We start from the raw sequence: 19,503 nt of genomic DNA on the forward strand, positions 1-19,503 counted from the left end.
CTGTCTGTGCGCCGCCAGGGACTCGAACCCCGGACCCGCTGATTAAGAGTCAGCTGCTCTAACCAACTGAGCTAGCGGCGCCTGCTGACCTGGAAGACATTACACGGGACCGGGGTCATCCGCCGAATCGTATTCGGCCAATCACGCTACGTGAGCACCTCGCGCGGTGCCCTCAGGCCGCCTCCGGGAAGTGGCAGGCCGCCTGGTGCCCGTCGCCCGCGAGCGGGGGCTTCTCCTCCTCGCAGCGCGTCCGCGCCCCGGGCTCGGCGAGGCGGGCGTAGACCGGGCACCGGGTACGGAACGGGCAGCCGGTGTGCCGCTGGGTCGGGGAGGGCGGGTCGCCGGGGAGGAGGATCCGGTCCCGGGCGCGCTCGGCGGCCGGGTCGGGCAGCGGGACGGCGGAGAGCAGCGCCCGGGTGTACGGGTGGCGGGGGTGGTCGAAGACGGCGGCGACGTCGCCCTGCTCGACCGTCCGTCCGAGGTACATGACGCTGACCCGGTCGGCGAGGTGCCGGATGACCGAGAGGTCGTGCGAGACGAACAGGTAGGACAGGCCCAGTTCGGCCTTGAGCGACTGCAGCAGGTTGAGGATCCCGGCCTGGATGGAGACGTCGAGCGCGGAGACCGGTTCGTCCAGGACGAGCAGTTTGGGCCGGACCGCCAGGGCGCGCGCGATGGAGATCCGCTGGCGCTGGCCGCCGGAGAACTGGTGCGGGTAGCGGCCGGCGTGCTCCGGGTCGAGGCCGACCTGGCGCAGCAGGTCGGGCACCCGGCGGGCGATCTCGTCGCGGGCGGCGCGCTGGGCGCGCAGGGGTTCGGCGATGATGTCGCCGACCGGCATCCGGGGGTCGAGGCTGGCCATCGGGTCCTGGAAGACGATCTGCAGCTGGGCCCGGAGGCGGTGGGCCTCGGCGCGGGTGAGCCGGGAGGTGTCGTGTCCGAGGAGTTCGATCCGGCCGGTCTCGGGGGCGGCGAGGTCGAGCAGTTCGAAGAGCGTCGTGGACTTGCCGGAGCCGGATTCGCCGACCAGGCCGAGGGTTTCGCCCTCGCGGAGGTCCAGGTCGACGCCGTCCACGGCGTAGACCTCGCCGATGCGGCGCTTGAACACCGTGCCCTTGAGGAGCGGAAACGTTTTGCCGAGCCCGCTGACCGCCAGCACCTTCGCCCGCTCCTCGCGCTCCCCGGTCACGGAGGGGGCGGGCACCTCCGGCACGGGGTAGACGTCGGCCGGCGCGGGCCGCCGCTCGGCCAGCTCCGCCGAGCGCACGCAGGCCGCCAAGTGGCCGTCGTCCCCTAGCAGTTCCGGCTCGGCCGTCGAGCAGCGCGGCTCGGCGAGCGGGCAGCGCGCGGCGAACGGGCAGCCGGGCGGCAGGTCGGCGAGCGGCGCCGGGCTGCCGGGGATGGGGACGAGCGGCCCGCCGAGGCCGTCCAGCCGGGGCACCGCGCCGATGAGGCCGAGGGTGTACGGGTGGCGCGGGGCCGCGAACAGCTCGTCCACGCCGGCGGTTTCGACCACCCGGCCCGCGTACATCACCGCGACCCGGTCGGCCGCGCCGGCGATCACCCCAAGGTCGTGGCTGACCAGCACCAGCGCGGCGCCGGTCTCCCGCTGGGCGGTGCGCAGCACGTCGAGGACCTGGGCCTGGATGGTGACGTCCAGGGCGGTGGTGGGCTCGTCGGCGAGCAGGATGTCGGGGTCGTTGGCGACGGCCATGGCGATCATCGCGCGCTGGCGCATGCCGCCGGAGAACTCGTGCGGGAAGCTGTCGAGGGCCCGGTCGGGGGCGGGGATGCCGACGAGGTCGAGGAGTTCGGCGGCGCGGCGGCGGGCGGCGGCCTTGTCGGTCTTCTGGTGGATGCGGATCGCCTCGGCGATCTGGTCGCCGATCCGGTAGACCGGGGTGAAGGCGGAGAGCGGGTCCTGGAAGACCATCGCGACTCGCCGGCCGCGGATGGCGGCGAGCTCCCGCCCGGGCAGTCCGACCAGCTCCCGCCCGTCCAGCTGCACGGAGCCCTGCACCCGGGCGGTGCCGGGCAGCAGGCCGAGGACGGACAGTGCGGTCACGGACTTGCCGGAGCCGGACTCGCCGACGATGCCGAGGGTTTCGCCGCGCCGCAGGGTGAGGTCCACCCCGCGCACGGCCGGGACGTAGCCCTGCGGCCCGGCGAAGTCGACGCGCAGGTCGCGGACGGCGAGCAGGGGGGTTTCGACGGCGGTTCCGGCGGTGGTGGTCACGGTGGTGGTCACGGCTGCTTTCTCCGAACGCTGCGCGCGCGGCGGCGGGGCGCGCCCGCGGCGGTGGGGTCGAGGGCGTCGCGCAGCCCGTCGCCGATGAGGTTGACGGCGAGGACGAACAGCACCAGCAGCGCGGCGGGGAAGTAGAACAGCCAGGGGAACACCGGCGCTTCGCTGGTGCCGGCCGCGAGCAGGGTGCCGAGGGAGACGTCCGGCGGCTTGACGCCGAAGCCGAAGTAGGAGAGCGCGGTCTCGCTCATGACGGCGCCGCCGACGGCGATGGTGGCGTCGATGATGAGGAAGGAGGCGACGTTCGGCAGGACGTGCCGCAGGATGATCCGCAGCGGGCGGACGCCCATGAATCGTGCGGCGCGGACGAATTCGCGCTCGCGCAGGGAGAGCGTCATCGAGCGGACCACCCGGGCGGTGATCATCCAGTTGAACAGGGCGAGCAGCAGGACGAAGGCGATCCAGCCGGTGCTCTTCAGCCGGGGCGAGACGATCGTGATGATCAGGAAGCTGGGGAAGACCATCAGCAGGTCCACGACGAACATCAGGCACCGGTCGGCCCAGCCGCCGAAGTAGCCGGCGCACGCGCCGACCAGCGAGGCGAGCACGGTGGAGAAGAGCGCCACCAGCAGCCCGATGACCAGCGACTTCTGCAGGCCGCGGACGGACTGGGCGAAGACGTCCTGGCCGATCCCGTTGGTGCCGAACCAGTGCTGGGCGGAGGGCGGTTGGTGCAGGGCGGTGAAGTCGGGGGCGGCGTAGTCCCAGTGCGTCAGGTACGGCCCGCCGAAGGCGAGCGCGAACAGCAGCAGGACGAGGACGCCTCCGGCGAGCGCCCCGCGGGCGGCGAGCAGCCGGGTGAGGACGAGCCGGGCGCGGCCGGAGCTCCGGGGGGCCGGGGCCGGGGCGGCCGGTTCGGCGGCGACGGTGGTCATCTGGGTCACCTCCGGTCAGGACCGCACGCGCGGGTCGAGGGCGGCGTGCAGGGTGTCGGCGAGGAAGCCGGAGGCGAGGACGACGACGGCGGTGAACAGGTTGACCGCCACGACGGAGTTGACGTCCTGTTCGTTGATCGCCTGGATCAGCCACTCGCCCATGCCGTGCCAGCCGAAGATCGTCTCGGTGAACACCGCGCCGGTGAAGATGCCGAGGAAGCTGTAGGCGAACATCGTCGACATCGGGATCACGGCGGTGCGCAGCCCGTGCTTGAGCAGGGCCCGGCCGCGGGTGAGGCCCTTGGCCTCGGCGGTGCGCAGGTAGTCGGAGCCGAGGACGTCGAGCATGATGCCGCGCTGGTAGCGGCTGTAGGTGGCGAGGCCGTACAGCGCGAGCGACATGGTCGGCAGCAGGAGGTGGAGCGCCCAGTCGGAGAGGTGGGCACCGAGGCCGCCGGCGAGTCCGGGGGTCTCGTAGCCGGTGAACGGGATGACCTCGTGGCCGGCCGCGTCCTTGGCCGCGATGGCGCCGTTCTTGAGGAAGAGGGCGACCAGGAAGACCGGGGTGGAGAGGAGGACGAAGGAGAGCAGGGTCAGCAGCCGGTCGGATATTCGGTACTGCCGCACGGCGCTCCAGGCGCCGACCGCGACGCCGAGCAGCATGCCGAGGAGGCTGCCGATCAGCAGGAGGCGCAGCGAGACCCAGATCCGCCGGCCGAAGTCGTCCGTCACCGGGGTGTCGTGGATGGTCCGGCCGAGGTCGCCGTGGACGAGGTCGTCGGCCCAGTGGCCGAAGCGCACGACGACCGGGGTGTGGTCGTTGAGGTTGAGGTCGGTGAGCTGGCGCTCGACCGATTCGGCGGACGGCCGGGGGGACTTGGCCTCGAAGTAGGTGCGCGGCTGGAGGGCGGCCGCGGATATCGCGTACGCCAGGAACACGGCGGCGACGAGCAGGACGGCGTAGTAGCTCAGCCGCTTCGCCAGGTAGCGGAGCATCAACGGCCGCCCTGGGTGGGGGCGGGGCCGACGCGTCTGGTGGGCATCGGGTGGTGGCCTTCGGTCGGTGGCCCGGGTGGGGGCCGTTTCACGGGCTGTTCACGGACTGTCGGGAAACAGCAGGTCAGAGTGTTCCAGCGGCGTACGGCCGCGGTGTTGCGGGAGTGTTGCCGCGCGTGACTTTTGGATCAGACGTGAACTCCTGCCTCTGGTCGTGGAACTGATCGGCTGTTACGTTCTGCTGGCTCGGTGCCGACTTGGCTGCCCACACTCAAGCCCCGCCACACCTCGCGGAGCACAACTCCTGTTCCCTTTCCCGACGAACTCACCAGGGGGACCCCCATGGACGCTGCCACCCCGGCCCGCCGCTTCGGCCGGGCCGCCGCCCTCGCGATAGCCGTCGCCCTGGCGCTGACCTCGTGCACCTCGGGCGGCGGGGGCTCGGCCGACAACGTGGCCAAGAGCGAGCCACCGAGACAGGACTCGAACGACATCAACCCCACGGTGGCGGACGGGATGAAGGACGGCGGGGAGGTGCGCTTCCCGCTGTACCAGTGGATCACCCAGTGGAACCCGTTCCAGGTGGACGGCCGCTACGGCGACGCGGTGGACATCATGCGCGCCGTGGAGCCGGACCTCTTCACCACCGATGCCTCCGGCACCTTCCGGGCGAACCCGGACTACCTGGCCGAGGCCAAGGTCACCTCGACCTCGCCGCAGGTGATCACCTACAAGCTCAACCCGAAGGCCAAGTGGTCGGACGGCAAGCAGCTCGGCTACCTGGACTTCAAGGCCGACTGGGAGGCCAGCAACGGCAAGAAGGACGGCTACAACATCGCCGACTCGGCCGGCTACGAGCTGATCTCCGCGGTCGAGCAGGGCGCCGACCCGTCCGAGGTCAAGGTCACCTTCTCGGCGCCGTACGCGGACTGGCAGAACCTGTTCCGGCCGCTGATCCCGGCGGCCGGGATCGCCTCCGCCGACGACTTCAACAAGGCCTGGATCGAGAAGATCCCGATCACCGCCGGCCCGCTGAAGCTGGGCGTCGCGGACAAGACGGCCCAGACGATCAGCCTCGTCCCGGACCCGGCGTGGTGGGGTGCGAAGCCCAGGCTGGACAAGATCACCTTCCGGGTGATGAGCCAGGCGGCGACCACCCAGGCGTTCCTCAACAACGAGATCGACTTCGCGACGGCCGGCACCGCGACCGCTTACGGCCAGCTCAAGGACAACAAGGACACGGTGATCCGCACCGCGAGCCCGTGGGACGAGGTGCACATCTCCTTCGGCGGCGGGGGCGCGCTGGCCGACCAGAAGGTGCGTCAGGCGCTCGGCAAGGCGCTCGACCGCGACTCGCTGATCAAGATCGCCAACAACGGCGTGCCGGTGCAGTTCAAGTCGCTCGGCAACCACATCTTCATGCCCAACCAGGCCGGTTACCAGGACAACTCGGGCGAGTGGGCGAAGTTCGACCTGCCCGCCGCGAAGAAGCTGCTGGACGACGCCGGCTGGAAGGAGGCGGGCAGCGGGCAGCCGCGCACCAAGGACGGCCAGTCGCTCGAACTGCACTTCGTGTTCAACGACTCCAGCCCGCAGGCCCAGATCGACCTCTACACCGCGGCCGCGACGATGTGGCTGCAGGCCGGCGTGAAGGTCGACCTCGACAAGGTGGCGAAGAACGACTTCTTCACCAAGTACATCAACGTGGGCAAGTTCGACCTCGCCAGCTGGCGCAACACCGACTCGTTCCCGCTCTCCCAGAGCCTGGTCAACTTCCGCCTGCCGGAGGGGGACAACGTCTTCGGCAACTTCTCGAAGCTCGGCACCCCCGAGATCGACGGGCTGCTGAAGAAGGCGGCCGGGACGATCGACCCGGTGGAGGCCGCGAAGTACTACAACCAGGCGGACGCCAAGATCTGGGAGCTCGGCCACACCGTCGAGCTGTACCAGCGGCCCGAGGTGGTCGCGACGCGCAAGGGCCTCGCCAACTACGGCGCGTTCGGCCTGGCGACGACCGATTACACGAAGATCGGCTGGGCGAAGTAGTCCCAGGGCAGGCGCTGGCGAGCAGCGCGGTGATCACGAGGCCGGTGGTGCGGACACGGGTGGGACGGTGCTGCCGCCCCCGCTGTCCTGCCACCGGCCTTGACCTTCCGCGTTGCCCGCAGGCCGCCCGTGTCGTGGGGCCCCGCAGGACCCGCGCTCGCTTCCGTTCCAACCGGGGACGAATGTAGCGGGACGATCCGGCGGCTCGGGCGGTACCGCGCGGGCGCGTCCGGAAAACCTGTCGCGCTGTCACCCGGTTCGCGCACCGGGGCGTCAACTGGGGCTGACGGCAAGGGGAAAGGAACGAAGAAAAAGGGACAAAGCCGATGCCCGCGGGTCCGTGCCGGTGCGTGCGCCGGGCCCGCCCCGCTGCCAGGATGCGCGGGACAGCCCAGCCGTCCGCCACCGTCCCGGAGCAGCGCGATGACCAGCGATTCCGCCGCAGTGCCCCACCCGCACCCCGCCGACCCGCCTCCGGTGCGCCGGATGGTCCCGCGCGACCGCGACGAGCGGCACCGGGTCGCCACGCCGCTGGAGCTGTTCTTCGACCTCTGCTTCGTCGTCGCGGTCGGCCAGGCCGGCCGCGAGCTGGCCCACGACCTCGCGGCCGGGCACTACGGCGACGGCCTGCGGGGCTTCGCGCTCGCGTTCTTCGCGATCTGGTGGGCCTGGATGAACTTCACCTGGTTCGCCTCGGCGTACGACTGCGACGACGTGCCGTACCGGGTCACCACGCTGGTGCAGATCGCCGGGGTGCTGATCCTCGCGGCCGGCGTGCCGCGGCTGTTCGAGGCCCAGGACCTCGTCCTCGCGGTGACCGGCTACGTGGTGATGCGCCTGGCGATGGTCACCCAGTGGCTGCGCGCCGCCGCCAGCGAGGAGGGCCCGGCGCGCGGGGTGGCCCTGCGGTACGCGCTGGGGATCGCGCTGTGCCAGGTCGGGTGGGTGGTGGTGCTGCTCCTGCCGCACGGCGCCCGGCCGTTCGTGATGCCGATCGGGGTGCTGGCCGAGCTGGCCGTGCCGGTCTGGGCCGAGCTGCGGATGCAGACCACCTGGCACCCGCACCACATCGCCGAGCGGTACGGGCTGTTCACCCTGATCGTGCTCGGCGAGACGGTGGCGGCGGCGACGGTCGCGGTGCAGTCGGCGGTGGACGAGCACGAGGAGCTCGGGCGGCTGGTGCCGGTGGCGATCGGCGGTCTGCTGATCTGCTTCTCGGCCTGGTGGATCTACTTCGCCCGTCCGGTGCACGAGCACCTGCGCTCCAACCGGCAGGCGTTCGCGTGGGGTTACGGGCACTACGTGGTGTTCGCCGCGGCGGCGGCGATCGGCACCGGGCTGGAGGTCGCGGTGGAGTCGGCCGTGCACAAGGCGGAGATCTCCGCGACGGCGGCCACCGGGACGGTCACCGTGCCGACCGCCGTCTACCTGTTCACGGTCTGGCTGCTGCACTCGCGGCACACCAAGACCGGCGCCGCGCAGGTGCTGGGGCCGGCCGGCGCGGTGCTGGTGCTGGCCTGCACGGCGTTCGGCGGCTCCGGGGTCCTGGCGGCCGGCCTGGTGTGCGCGCTGACGGTGGCCGTCGGGGTCGCGATGCACGCCCGGGAGGCGTGAACGGCCTCCGGACGCAGCCCGAGCAGGACCGGCTCGTGCCGGGCGAGCCAGGCCAGGTAGGCCGGGTTGACCTTGGCCAGGTCCAGGTAGGCGGCCCGCAGTTCGCCGTACAGCGCCTCCAGGGCGGTCGGCGCGAGCGCGCGCGGCCGCCAGGCGAGGAGCAGGCGCACGGCGAGCGGGTCGCCGTGGACCGGGCGCACGACCGTGCCGGGGCCGGGCACGGAGGTCGGCTGGCAGGGGCGGACGGCCTCGCCGGAGGCGACCAGCTCGGCGGCGGTGGTGTTGTCCCGCACCTGCACCACCCGGGGGTTGAGGCCGGCCTCGCTGAACACCCGGCGCATCGCCGCGTACTCGTGGTCGGCGGTCGGGTCCACCATCCAGGTGTCCTCGGCGAGGTCGGCGAGGTGGACGACCGGGCGGGCCGCGGCCGGGTGGCCGGCGGCGAGCGCGACGAACTGCGGCTCGCGCGCCATCAGCACCCGGTGCTCGGCGTCCGGGGGCACGCGCAGCGGGAAGCCCTCGCTCTCGTACACGAAGGCGACGTCGAGCTGGTCGGCGGCGACCATCCGCAGCAGGGCGCTCGCGGAGACGTCCACGTGGATGGTGGTGTCGGTGTCCGGCAGCCGCTCGTGGACGCGGCGCAGCCAGGCCGCCACCGCCCGGCTGCCGACGCTGCCGATCCGCAGCCGCCGCCGGCTCCCGGGGCCGGCCGACTCCCGGGCCTCCTGGCGCGCGGCGGCGACCAGCGCCGCCATCTCGGTGATCACCGGCCGGGCCCGGGACAGCACGGAGTGGCCGAGCGCGGTGGGCCGGCTGCCGGTCTGCTCGCGGGTGAACAGGGTGCCGCCGATGGCCCGTTCGATCCGGTGCAGCTGGGTGGTGAGGGAGGGCTGGGTCATGCCGAGCTGGAGCGCGGCCTTGCGGAGGCTGCCGGTGTCGGCGATCGCGCACAGCACCCGGAGGTGTCTCACGTCGAGCTCCACGTCGGGAGCATAGACGCCGCCGGGCCACCTCGCCAAGGACATGACACGGATCAACACGGCGGACCCCCACCGGTATTGGCCGGCGTTATCGCCGGTTGACATCATCCGCGACGGCCGCGCCCGGGGGGACTCTGGGGCAGCGAATTCCGCCCCCCGCCACAGGCCGGGGGCGGCCCCCACCTTTCCGCCCGCCGCCGGCCCCCACCGGTACGGCGGCCGGCGTTTCGCGATTCGGAGCCCCCACATGTCTCGATCCGTGCTGTCCGCCGCCCTCGGCCTGGCGCTCGCCGCGGGCCTCGCCGCCCTGCCCGCGACGGCCGTCGCCGCACCCGCCACACCTGCCACGAGCGCCTCGGGCTACACGCCCACGGCCGGTACGGCGTACGCCGGTTCGGCCGCCGAAGCGGCGGACAACCAGGCGTTCTTCCAGGCCGTGATGGCCTCCGCCAAGGCCAAGCAGGCCGCCAACCCGTGGCTGCTCACCGTCACCGTCACCTACGACACGGGCAACGCACCGTCCTTCACCGGTCAGATATCCCAGGCCGCGCAGATCTGGAACGGCGCGGTTCGCAACGTCCAGCTCCAGGAGAGCGGCGGCCAGGGCGACTTCTCCTACTACGAGGGCAACGACCCGCGCGGCTCGTACGCCAGCACCGACGGCCACGGCCACGGGTACGTCTTCCTCGACTACCAGCAGAACCAGCAGTACAACTCGCTGCGCGTCACCGCGCACGAGACCGGGCACGTGCTCGGCCTGCCCGACCACTACTCCGGCCCGTGCAGCGAGCTGATGTCCGGCGGCGGGCCCGGTCCGTCCTGCACCAACCCCTACCCGGACGGCAACGAGCGCGGCCAGGTCGACTCTCTCTGGGCCAACGGCGTGGAGTAACCGGGGACCGAGCGGGGTGCAGCGGGCCGTCCGGCCGGAATCGGGCGGCCCGCTACTCGGTTGCTTCCCCGGGGTGGAGCCTAATCGGCCGCGGAACGGAATGCCAGGGGTACCGGTTGGTCAAGTCCGGCCAAAGGTTGTTCAAAAGCCGGGAAATCCAGGCCCATTGGACGGGGTTGTCGCGGGCACGCGCTCGGCCTGCCCGACCTGTCGGTGGTGCGTGCGAGCATGCGGGCGAGACCCCGTCCGCCCGACCGCGAGGTGCCACCGCCGTGCCGAACACCGCCCCCAACGTGCCCGACGTCCCCGACCGACTCGCCGACCTGCGCTTCGCGGACCTGCTCCGCCCGCACGCCGGGCCGCTGCGCCCCGACGAGCGCTACGACACCGCGCACTTCGACGGCGGCGAGTACACCGACCAGTCGGCCGCCGGGGCGACGTTCCTGGAGTGCGCGTTCACCGGCGTCGCGCTCAGCGGCGTCAAGCTGCGCCAGGCCCGGTTCACCGACGTGTGGGCGCAGTCCGGCCGCTGGGTGGCCTGCGACCTGAGCGACGGCGAGTGGCAGGACAGCGCGTTCGTCGGCGGCGTGCTGGCCGGGATCGCCGCGCACGGCTCGGCGATCCGCCGGGTGGTGTTCCGCGGCTGCAAGCTGGAGGCGGTCAACCTGCGCGCGGCCGTCCTGCGGGACGTCGTCTTCGAGGACTGCCTGCTGCGCGACGTGGACTTCGCCGACGCGAAGCTCACCCAGGTGTCCTTCCCCGGCTCGACGCTGGAGGAGGTCCACCTGCGCGGCGCCACGCTGAACCGGACGGACCTGCGCGGCGCGGCCCGGCTCGGCCTGCCGGACGGGCACCTGGGGCTGCGCGGCGCGATCATCAACTCGCACCAACTGCTCGAACTGGCACCGCAGTTCGCCCACGCCCTGGGCATCACCGTGCAGGACCGCTGAGCCGGCCGACAGGCCCCCGCTCCTTCAACTCCCCTTCGCGTCCTCGGAGTCTCCGCCCGCCGTTCAGCCCGCCGTCGCCCGGTGACGGCGGGACGAACAGTCCGCCAACCCTCCCGCAGGCATCTGGTGGGCCGGTTCGGCGCCGGTGAAGACTGCTCCGCGATCGATGAGCCCCGACTTGTGCCCCAGTTCAAAGCGGCAGGGCAACATGAGCAGTGAAGGGACGGGCTGGGCTGATGGCCGAGCTGAGTCGTAGGAAGTTCGTGACGCTGTCCGGCGCCGCCGCCGCGGGCCTGGCCCTGAGCGGCGCCGGCGGTGCGGGGGCGGCCCCGACCACGGCGGGCGCGGCGCCCGCCGCCGTGTCCACCGCGGCGCTGTCGCAGACCGGCACCATCGCGGACGTGCAGCACGTGGTGATCCTCATGCAGGAGAACCGCAGCTTCGACCACTACTTCGGCATGATGAAGGGCGTGCGCGGTTTCGCCGACCGCAGCGCGATCCAGATCGCCGGCGGCTACAGCGTGTTCAACCAGCCGAACGGCACCGGCCGCCAGTACCCCTGGCAGTTCAGCCTCACCAAGCCGGCCGGCGGCGCCGACCCCGAGCGCCTCGCCCAGTGCAACGGCGACCTCGCGCACGGCTGGAGCGACCAGCACAAGGCGTGGAACAACGGCAGGATGGACTCCTGGGTCGCGGCCAAGGGCAACGTCCGCACGCTCGGCTTCCTCACCCGCCAGGACATCCCGTTCCACTACGCGCTGGCCGAGAACTGGACCATCTGCGACGCGTACCACTGCTCGGTGCTCAGCGCGACCGGCCCCAACCGCACCTACCACTGGTCCGGCCAGATCGACCCGGCCGGCACCGCGGGCGGCCCGGCCTACGACGGCGGCGACGAGAAGGGCCTGCAGTGGCAGACCTACGCCGAGGCCCTGGAGACCGCCGGGGTGAGCTGGAAGGTCTACCAGAACGCCGCCGACAACTACGGCGACAACGCCCTCGCGTACTTCAACGCGTTCACGAACGCCCCGGCCGGCAGCGCGCTGGCCGTCAAGGGCATGGGCTCGGTGCCCGCCGTCACCGGCAGCACCCCGGACGACATCGTCGCCGCGATCAAGGCCGATGTGCTGGCCGGCACCCTCCCGCAGGTCTCCTGGATCGTCCCCGACCAGGCCTCCTCCGAGCACCCCTACGCCACCCCGGTCGACGGCGCGCACTTCGTCCACAACGTGATCGACGCGCTCAACGCCGACCCGAACGTCTTCAACTCCAGCGTCCTGTTCATCAACTACGACGAGAACGACGGCTTCTTCGACCACGTCCCGCCGCCGGCCGCCCCGGCCGGCACCCCGGGCGAGTTCTACAACGGCACCAACATCGGCCTCGGCTTCCGCGTCCCGATGATCGCGGTCTCGCCCTGGACCCGCGGCGGCTGGGTGAACTCCGAGACCTTCGACCACACCTCGGTGCTGCGCTTCCTGGAGACCTGGACGGCCGCCATCGGCGCGCCCGCCACCTGCCCGAGCATCAGCGACTGGCGCCGGCGCGTGTGCGGCGACCTGACCGGCGCGTTCGACTTCGCCAACCCGGTCTACGGCCTCCCGGCGCTGCCCGACACCTCGCAGACCATCGGCCTCGCCGCCTGCGGCCCGCTGTCCAACCCGGCCCCGGTCAACAACCAGCTGCCCGTGCAGGAGTCCGGCACCCGCCCGGCCCGCGCGCTGCCCTACCAGCCGAACGCCAACCTGGACCACCTGGAGTTCGGCTCCGGCGGCGTCATGAAGGTCTGGATCAAGATGGCCAACGAGGGCACCGCCGCCACCAAGTCGGCGCACTTCTCGGCCTACGCCAACGCCTACCGCAGCGGCGGCCCGTGGCAGTACACCGTGGACCCGGGCGGCAACACGAGCGACTTCTTCAACTGCGGCACCGGTTTCGGCAACGGCCCGTACGACCTCACCGTGGTCGGCCCCAACCGCTTCCTGCGCCGCTTCAAGGGCGACGCCACCAAAGCGGGCAAGAACGCGTCCGTCACCGCCTCGTACGCGGTCGAGCCGGGCACCGGCAAGCTCGCCGTCTACTTCACGCTCGCCAACTCCGGCAGCACCCCGCTCACCTTCACCATCGCGTCGAACAACTACCGCACGGACGGCCCCTGGACCTACCAGGTGCCGGCCGGCGGCAGCACCAGCGACTTCTTCAACGCGGTCGCCTACAACAACGGCTGGTACGACTTCACCGTCACGGTGAATGCCGACAGCAGCTGGTCGCAGCGGTTCACCGGCCACCTGGAGACCGGCGCGTCCAGCGTCAGCGGCTGACCGTCCTGCTGGAGTGGCCCTGGGGGAACCACGGATCGTGGACTTCCCGGGGCCCCTCCGGCGTCAGCAGGGTGAGCGTCAGCGGCGCCGCCGCGTACTCGGCCAGCATCACCGACCCGTGCCGGGTCTCCAGCTCGGCCTGCACGGGGACGCGCAGCTTGCTCAGCGCGCGCCGCAGCTGGAGCGCGTCCCGCCGGCTGACCGGCTGCGGCGCGCGCAGCACCAGCCGCAGCGGGCTGAGCGGTCCGGTCACCGGCACGCCGGTGCCGAGCTCGTAGCCGACCGCGCCGATCGGGCCCCAGGCCAGCCGGTGGTCCGCCGCGAGCTCGCCGACGGCCGGCAGCAGGGCGAGCGCCGGGATCTCCTCGACCCGCCCGGGCGCGAGCAGCGACCTCCGGGCCGCGAGTTGCTCGGGACGGAAGGTGCGGGCCACCGCCGCCCAGGGTGCGAGCGCGTGCAGCAGCTGGCCGCGGTGCGGGCCGCGCACCGACACCGGGATCCAGTGCTCGGGCGCCGTGACGTCGCGGGTGCAGCGCACCGGGTGCGGGGTGTCCACGGGGCAGCCGACCACGGCGGGCGCCCTGGCGACCGTCACCCACGGGTGGGCTCGGAGGACCGCCCGCGCCCAGTCGGGGAGCTCACCGCCGCCGAGCGGGCGCAGCGAGCTGGGGCACTGCATGAGCAGCAGGTCGTGCGGGCCGGGCAGCCGCCCGGCCGACGCGGCGAGCGGCCCGACCAGGCGGCGCGGGCCGCCGTGCTGTTCGTCGATGGCGTTCCTCACCCCACTACCGCCCGGCCGGCGCCGGACCGCTACGGCCCTTCGATGCGTCCGAGCGGGACCAAAGACTCAACGCACCCCGGCTTCCCCCTGAGCCCCGAGGCCCGACGTGCGTCCGCCAGCGCTCCGTCCCGCCGCGGCCGGAGGCCCGACGTGCGTCCGTCCGGGCCTCTCGCACCTCCCGTCTGCCCGCCTCGTACCGGCCGCCTCCGCCCTCCCGCACCCCGTCCCGCCCCGGCCGGAGGCCCAAGGTGCGTCCGTCCGGCGGCGGTGTGAGAGTGGGGGCAGCCCGGTATCCGTCCGGAGGAGGAGTCATGGGCATCTTGGACAGGATCTTCCACAGGGGTCACGGGGCCGCCGGCGGGCCGGACGCCACCGAACGGGCCGCGCTCGCCCACGACGAGGCCGCCGACGCCTACAGCGACGACATCGAGCGGACCCGTGAGCTGCGCGAGTCGGAGCAGCAGCAGGTCCGCGACCAGGCGGAGGCCGACCGGCGGGCCGCCGAGAACATGACGGCCGAGGGCGATCCCTGGGACTGACCCCGCCGTTCGGAAACAGCAGCCCTAGCCGCTGCCGCCGTCCCTGGGCGGCAGCGGCGGGCGCCGGAGGTCCGGCCGGGGGGTGTCGTCCGGCGGGGGTGCGGCGGCGGGGGCGTCCTCCAGCAGCTCCAGCGCCAGCTGGACGGCGGTGTGCAGCTCCGGGTGCCGCCCGCCGGCCCAGTCGCGCGGGCCGCGCAGCACGTGCACGTCCGGTTCGACGCCGTGGTTCTCCACGGACCAGCCGAGTCCGCCGGTGAACCAGGACGCGTTCTTCGGCACCGAGATCTGGGTGCCGTCGCCGAGGGTGTGCCGCCCGGTCATCCCGACCACCCCGCCCCACGTGCGGGTGCCCACCACCGGCCCGAGGCCGAGCAGTTCGATGGCCGCGATGATCACGTCGCCGTCCGAGCTGGTGGCCTCGTCGGCGAGCGCGACCACCGGCCCGCGCGGGGCGTTGCGCGGCCAGCGCACCGGCTGGCGGTCGCGGGTGAAGTCCCAGGCGAGGACGCGGCGGGTGAGCTTCTCCAGGACGAGTTCGGAGACGTTGCCGCCGGCGTTGCCGCGGACGTCGAGGACGAGCGCGGGCTTGTCGAGCTCGCGGCGCAGGTCGCGGTTGAACTGCGCCCAGCCGGAGCCGCCGAGGTCGGGGATGTGCAGGTAGCCGCACCGGCCGTCGCTGAACTCCCGTACCAGGGCGCGGCGTTTGGCCACCCAGTCCTGGTAGCGCAGCGGCCGTTCGTCGGTCAGCGGGGTCACCGTGATCCGCCGCACGGGGGCGTCCGGGGCGCTGCGCAGGCCGATCTCGACGGTGTTGCCGCCGGTGCCGGCGAGCAGCGGCAGCGGGCCGCGGACCGGGTCGACCGGGCGCCCGCCGACCTCCAGCAGTTCGTCGCCGTCGCGCACGCCCTGGGCGGCGAGCGGGGCGCGGGCGCGCGGGTCGGAGGACTCGCCGGGCAGCACCCGGTCGACCAGCCAGCGGCCGTCGGGGGAGCGGTGGGCGTTGGCGCCGAGCAGGCCGAGCGGCTGCTGGGCGAGCGAGGGGCCCTCGCCGCGCCGGGACGGGGTGACGTAGGCGTGCGAGGTGCCGAGTTCGCCGAGGAGTTCGCGCAGCAGGTCGGCGAAGTCGTCGGGGCCGGCGATCCGGTCGAGCAGCGGCTCGTACTGGGCGACCAGGGCGGGCCAGTCGAGGCCGGACATCCGTTCGTCCCAGAACTGGTCCCGGACGATCCGGGCGGCCTCGTGGTAGGCCTGGCGCCACTCGGCGGCGGGGTGCACGGTGTGGCTGATCCGGCGCAGGTCCACCGAGGTGCCCGCGGACGGGGCGCCGACCGGGACGATCCGCAGGGTGCCGGCCGAGTACACCGCGATCGAGCCGCCGTCGCCGGACACCGCGTAGCCGTCCAGCTTGTCGACCAGGGTGGAGCGGGTGCCCCGGGCGAGGTCGAAGTGCTCCAGTGACGGGCGGCCCGAGGTGTCGTCCGGGCTGGTGAAGGTCTGTCCGAGGGTGCCGGAGATCGGCCAGCGCAGCCAGACCAGGCCGCCGCGGACGGCGTCGGTGGCCGAGTACTTGGAGGCGATCACCGGGAACTGCAGCAGCCGCTCGGCGATGCCCTGCGGGTCGACCCGGACGGTGCCGTCGCCGCCGCCGTCCCCGTGCGGGCCGCCGTCCTCGGCGGGCGCGGCGAACGGGGACGGGGTGTCGGCGGTGAGCGGGACGAGGTAGGGGCGGCAGCCGACCGGGAAGGAGAGGTCGCCGGTGTGGACGTCGTGGACGGGGTCGAAGCCGCGCCAGGACAGGAAGGCCAGGTAGCGGCCGTCCCGGGTGAACACCGGCTGCTCGTCCTCGAACCGTCCGTCGGTGACGTCGGTGATCGGCGCGGGCGCGTCGGCCCGGGTGAGCCGGATGCGGCGCAGCGAGCGTCCGGCGGCCGGCTGGGACCAGGCGATCCAGTGCGAGTCGGGGGAGAACCGGGCGCTGGAGACGGGCCCGTAGGCGGAGGCGGCGACCTCCCTGACCTCGCCGTCGGCGGTGGCGAGGAGCAGCAGCCGCCCGTCCGAGGTGGCGGCGGCCAGCCGGGTGCCGTCGGGGGAGGCGGTGAGCTCCAGGACGCGGCCGAGCCGTCCGGCGGCGAGCACCCGGTGGCGGTGGCGCTCCCCGCTGGTGAGTTCGAGGGGGCCGTCGTGGCCGGGCAGCGGCATCACCTCGACGGCGTCCGCGCCCTCGGCGTCGGTGATCCAGGCGGCCTCGCCGGTGTGCCCGAGCATGACCGGCAGCCGGGTGCGCACCCCCGGGGTGTCGGCGAGCGCGCGGGCCGGGCCGTCCTTGTGGGTGAGCCAGTACTGGCTGCCGCGCACGGTGATCACCCCGGTCCGGCCGGTCTGGTCGCAGGCGAGGTCCTTGACCTGGCTCGCGGCGCCGACCTGGTACGGGCGGCGCCCGGCCCGCGCGCCGCCGAGCGGGACGTGCAGCCGGTGCGGCGCGGGGGCGTCCAGGCCCTCCAGCAGCCAGAGGTCGCCCGCGTGCTGGTAGACGATCCGGGTGCCGTCGGTGGCGGCCTCGCGGGCGTAGTAGGAGGCGTGGTCGGTGTGGCGGCGCAGGTCGGTGCCGTCGGGGCGGCACGAGTAGACGTTGCCGATGCCCTCGTGGTCGGAGAGGAAGGCGATCCGGTCGTCGGGGGGCTGGCCGACGGCCATCGGTGAGGCGAGGTGGCCGCGGTGGTCCGGGAGGATCTGCTCGCCGTCCACCCAGAGCCGGCCGGTGGCCCCGCCGCGGTAGCGCTTCCACGCGGCGGGCTCGTGCGGGGCGGCGCCGGTGAGCAGGACGGTCCGGTCGCGGCTCATCTGGGCGTCGCCGACCGGGCCCCACGGCATCCGGCGGCCGGGGGAGCCGTCGGGCGGCAGCGCGTGCGCCCAGGTGTAGTGCCCGAAGGGCTCGTGGAAGGAGGTGACGGCCAGCACCTCGCCGTCCGGCAGCCAGCCGCGCACCCGGGTGTCCTGGCTGCCCCAGTGGCTGAGCCGCTGCGCCTCGCCGCCGGTGGTGGGGGCGGTCCACACCTCGGGGGTGAGGCTGAGCCAGCTGGTCCAGGCGAGGGTGTGGCCGTCGGGGGAGAAGCGGGGGTGGCTGACCCGGGTGCGGTCGCAGCTGACCCGCCAGGCCCGGTCGGTGGTGGCGCCGCCGGTGAGCCGGGCGATCCAGACGTCGTCCTCCGCCGTGAAGGCGAGCAGGTCCCCGTGCAGGTGGGGGTAGCGGAGGTAGCCGGGCGAGGTCACCCCTCCATCCTTCGACGGGGTGTCACACCCGGCAACCGGGGCGGGCCGCGGGGGCGGGGGTGCCGGCGGCCCGGGGCCGGTCTGGACCATTGACACCGCCCGGCCGCATCCACTTCAGTGGTCTAGTCCAACTTGGGTGCCAGGCCGGGCCGTTCCCCCCACTGGCGCGTACTCCGGCGTGCCCTCGGACGTCCCCCACGACCGCGCCATCGCAGGAGCCCCCGCATGCGCAGATCAGCCATCCCCATCCCCGAACGGCGCCGTGCCGCCCTCGCCGCCGGCACCGCCTCCGCCCTCGCCGCCGCGGCCCTGGCCGGCGTCACCCTGGGCCTCGCCCCCGCCGCCTCGGCCGGCGAGTTCCTGGTCAACGGCGGCTTCGAGTCGGGCTCGCTCGGCCCCTGGAGCTGCACCGGCGGTACCGGCAGCGTCGTCACCGCCCCGGTGCACAGCGGAAGCTACGCCCTGGCCGGGGCGGCCGGCGCGAGCGACACCGCCCAGTGCTCGCAGACCGTCGCCGTCACCCCCGGCACCACCTACACGCTGAGCGCGTGGGTCAACGGCTCGTACGTCTACCTGGGCGTCGACGGCGGCGGCCCGAGCACCTGGACCCCGGGCACCGGCGGCGCCTACCAGAAGCTCAGCGTCAGCTTCACCACGGGCGCCACGCAGACCAGCGCCACCGTCTACACGCACGGCTGGTACGGCCAGGGCACCTACTACTACGCGGACGACATCTCGCTGGACGGGCCGGGCGCGCCGAGCCCGACGCCGACGCCTACGTCCACCGCGTCGCCGACGGCCACCGCCAGTCCGACCGGCACCCCGACCGGTACGCCCACCGGCACCCCGACGGGAACGCCGACCGCCACCCCGACCGGCACCCCGCAGCCCGGTGGCCACGCCCTCGTCGGCTACCTGCACGCGAGCTTCGCCAACGGCGCCGGCTACACCCGGATGGCCGACGTCCCGAACTCCTGGGACTTCATCGACCTCTCCTTCGGCGAGCCCACCTCGCCCACCTCGGGCGACATCCGCTTCAACCGCTGCTCCACCACCGACTGCCCGACCGCCGAGTCCGACGCCGACTTCAAGGCCGCCATCGCCGCGAAGCGCTCCCAGGGCAAGAAGGTGCTGATCTCGATCGGCGGCCAGAACGGCCAGGTCCAGCTCACCACCACGGCCGCCCGCGACACCTTCGTCAGCTCGGTCTCGGCGATCATCGACAAGTGGGGCCTGGACGGCCTGGACATCGACTTCGAGGGCCACTCGCTCTCCCTCGACACCGGCGACACCGACTTCAGGAACCCGACCAGCGCGGTGATCGTCAACCTGATCTCGGCGCTGAAGACCCTCAAGGCCAAGTACGGTCCGGGCTTCGTGCTGACCATGGCGCCGGAGACGTTCTTCGTCCAACTCGGCTACCAGTACTACGGTTCCGGCCCGTGGGGCGGCCAGGACCCGCGCGCCGGCGCCTACCTGCCGGTCATCCACGCGCTGCGCGACGACCTCACCCTGCTGCACGTCCAGGACTACAACTCGGGCTCCATCATGGGCCTGGACAACCAGTACCACTCGATGGGCGGCGCCGACTTCCACGTCGCGATGACCGACCTGCTGCTCAAGGGCTTCCCGGTGGCGGGCAACCCCAACAACGTGTTCCCGCCGCTGCCCGCCTCGAAGGTCGCCATCGGCATGCCGGCCACCACCAACGCGGGCAACGGCTACGTCGCTCCCGGCGAGGTGGACAAGGCCCTGGACTGCCTGACCAAGCTCGCCAACTGCGGGACGTACGTGCCGCGTTCGGGCGCCCAGCCGAACCTGCGCGGGCTGATGACCTGGTCCGTCAACTGGGACCAGTTCGGCGGGCGGGAGTTCTCGAAGAACTTCGACGCCTACTACGGCCGCTGAGCCGCCGGACCCCTGTGCTTGAACCT

The 19,503-nt window shown here is 73.1% G+C and carries 12 protein-coding genes, 1 tRNA gene and 1 pseudogene; 7 read left to right on the forward strand and 7 right to left on the reverse strand.

Annotated features, from left to right (window positions below):
- Positions 1-7: 7 nt before the first annotated feature.
- From AB0O00_RS07275 to AB0O00_RS07290, 4 genes are all read right to left on the reverse strand, one after another.
- A tRNA-Lys gene (locus AB0O00_RS07275) sits at positions 8-81 on the reverse strand.
- A 91-nt stretch (positions 82-172) separates the two neighbouring features.
- Positions 173-2,248 (reverse strand): ABC transporter ATP-binding protein, encoded by a 2,076-nt coding sequence (locus AB0O00_RS07280; protein ID WP_363649120.1) that lies wholly within the window; start codon positions 2,246-2,248, stop codon positions 173-175.
- Positions 2,245-3,180 carry an ABC transporter permease gene (locus AB0O00_RS07285; RefSeq protein WP_363649121.1) on the reverse strand — a complete coding sequence of 312 codons (936 nt, stop codon included), beginning with the start codon at positions 3,178-3,180 and terminating at the stop codon, positions 2,245-2,247. Before AB0O00_RS07285 ends, AB0O00_RS07280 begins: the two co-directional genes overlap by 4 nt.
- Before the next feature lie 15 nt (positions 3,181-3,195).
- Positions 3,196-4,176, reverse strand: coding sequence for an ABC transporter permease (locus AB0O00_RS07290; RefSeq protein WP_363649122.1), 981 nt, complete (start codon positions 4,174-4,176; stop codon positions 3,196-3,198).
- A 342-nt stretch (positions 4,177-4,518) separates the two neighbouring features.
- On the opposite strand from AB0O00_RS07290, the gene AB0O00_RS07295 reads away from it, so the two are divergent.
- Complete coding sequence (locus AB0O00_RS07295) at positions 4,519-6,222, forward strand: ABC transporter family substrate-binding protein (protein WP_363649123.1); 1,704 nt, start codon at positions 4,519-4,521, stop codon at positions 6,220-6,222.
- A 423-nt stretch (positions 6,223-6,645) separates the two neighbouring features.
- Entirely contained in the window at positions 6,646-7,836 is a 1,191-nt protein-coding gene (locus tag AB0O00_RS07300; RefSeq protein WP_363649124.1) for a low temperature requirement protein A, read from the forward strand.
- A gap of 101 nt (positions 7,837-7,937) precedes the next feature.
- On the opposite strand, the pseudogene AB0O00_RS07305 reads toward AB0O00_RS07300, so the two are convergent.
- A pseudogene (locus tag AB0O00_RS07305) lies at positions 7,938-9,065 on the reverse strand (LysR family transcriptional regulator); the annotation flags it as partial.
- On the opposite strand from AB0O00_RS07305, the gene snpA reads away from it, so the two are divergent.
- The 3 genes from snpA to AB0O00_RS07320 all read left to right on the forward strand — a co-directional run bounded on the left by snpA (position 9,064) and on the right by AB0O00_RS07320 (position 12,979).
- The gene (snpA, locus tag AB0O00_RS07310) at positions 9,064-9,708 is read left to right on the forward strand and encodes a snapalysin (protein WP_363649125.1); all 645 of its coding nucleotides are present in this window, start codon (positions 9,064-9,066) and stop codon (positions 9,706-9,708) included. The pseudogene AB0O00_RS07305 and the gene snpA sit on opposite strands and share 2 nt — an antisense overlap.
- A 272-nt stretch (positions 9,709-9,980) precedes the next feature.
- Positions 9,981-10,658, forward strand: a complete 678-nt coding sequence (locus AB0O00_RS07315) for a pentapeptide repeat-containing protein (RefSeq protein WP_363649126.1) — start codon at positions 9,981-9,983, stop codon at positions 10,656-10,658.
- 236 nt (positions 10,659-10,894) lie between these two features.
- Positions 10,895-12,979 carry a phosphocholine-specific phospholipase C gene (locus tag AB0O00_RS07320; protein ID WP_363649127.1) on the forward strand — a complete coding sequence of 695 codons (2,085 nt, stop codon included), beginning with the start codon at positions 10,895-10,897 and terminating at the stop codon, positions 12,977-12,979.
- Here the strand turns inward: AB0O00_RS07320 and AB0O00_RS07325 are convergent.
- Complete coding sequence (locus tag AB0O00_RS07325) at positions 12,969-13,760, reverse strand: phosphoribosyl-dephospho-CoA transferase MdcG domain-containing protein (protein WP_363649128.1); 792 nt, start codon at positions 13,758-13,760, stop codon at positions 12,969-12,971. The two genes, AB0O00_RS07320 and AB0O00_RS07325, sit on opposite strands and share 11 nt — an antisense overlap.
- 311 nt (positions 13,761-14,071) lie before the next feature.
- Between AB0O00_RS07325 and AB0O00_RS07330 the strand changes: the two genes are divergently transcribed.
- Positions 14,072-14,299 carry a hypothetical protein gene (locus AB0O00_RS07330; protein ID WP_363649129.1) on the forward strand — a complete coding sequence of 76 codons (228 nt, stop codon included), beginning with the start codon at positions 14,072-14,074 and terminating at the stop codon, positions 14,297-14,299.
- A 24-nt stretch (positions 14,300-14,323) separates the two neighbouring features.
- Here AB0O00_RS07330 and AB0O00_RS07335 read toward each other — a convergent pair whose 3' ends face one another.
- Positions 14,324-17,569 (reverse strand): S41 family peptidase, encoded by a 3,246-nt coding sequence (locus AB0O00_RS07335; RefSeq protein WP_363649130.1) that lies wholly within the window; start codon positions 17,567-17,569, stop codon positions 14,324-14,326.
- Positions 17,570-17,794: 225 nt separating this feature from the next.
- Here AB0O00_RS07335 and AB0O00_RS07340 point away from each other — a divergent pair, with 225 nt between their 5' ends.
- Positions 17,795-19,477, forward strand: coding sequence for a glycosyl hydrolase family 18 protein (locus AB0O00_RS07340; RefSeq protein ID WP_363649131.1), 1,683 nt, complete (start codon positions 17,795-17,797; stop codon positions 19,475-19,477).
- The last annotated feature ends 26 nt before the right edge of the window (positions 19,478-19,503 follow it).

Origin of the sequence: Kitasatospora sp. NPDC093558 (assembly GCF_040683475.1) — a bacterium.
Taxonomy (GTDB): Bacteria; Actinomycetota; Actinomycetes; order Streptomycetales; family Streptomycetaceae; genus Kitasatospora.

Coding starts and splice junctions, on each gene's coding strand:
- AB0O00_RS07330 (WP_363649129.1), top strand. CDS start 14,072: ATGGGCATCTTGGACAGGATCTTCCACAGGGGTCACGGGGCCGCCGGC.
- snpA (WP_363649125.1), top strand. CDS start 9,064: ATGTCTCGATCCGTGCTGTCCGCCGCCCTCGGCCTGGCGCTCGCCGCG.
- AB0O00_RS07290 (WP_363649122.1), bottom strand. CDS start 4,176: ATGCTCCGCTACCTGGCGAAGCGGCTGAGCTACTACGCCGTCCTGCTC.
- AB0O00_RS07295 (WP_363649123.1), top strand. CDS start 4,519: ATGGACGCTGCCACCCCGGCCCGCCGCTTCGGCCGGGCCGCCGCCCTC.
- AB0O00_RS07320 (WP_363649127.1), top strand. CDS start 10,895: ATGGCCGAGCTGAGTCGTAGGAAGTTCGTGACGCTGTCCGGCGCCGCC.
- AB0O00_RS07300 (WP_363649124.1), top strand. CDS start 6,646: ATGACCAGCGATTCCGCCGCAGTGCCCCACCCGCACCCCGCCGACCCG.
- AB0O00_RS07285 (WP_363649121.1), bottom strand. CDS start 3,180: ATGACCACCGTCGCCGCCGAACCGGCCGCCCCGGCCCCGGCCCCCCGG.
- AB0O00_RS07340 (WP_363649131.1), top strand. CDS start 17,795: ATGCGCAGATCAGCCATCCCCATCCCCGAACGGCGCCGTGCCGCCCTC.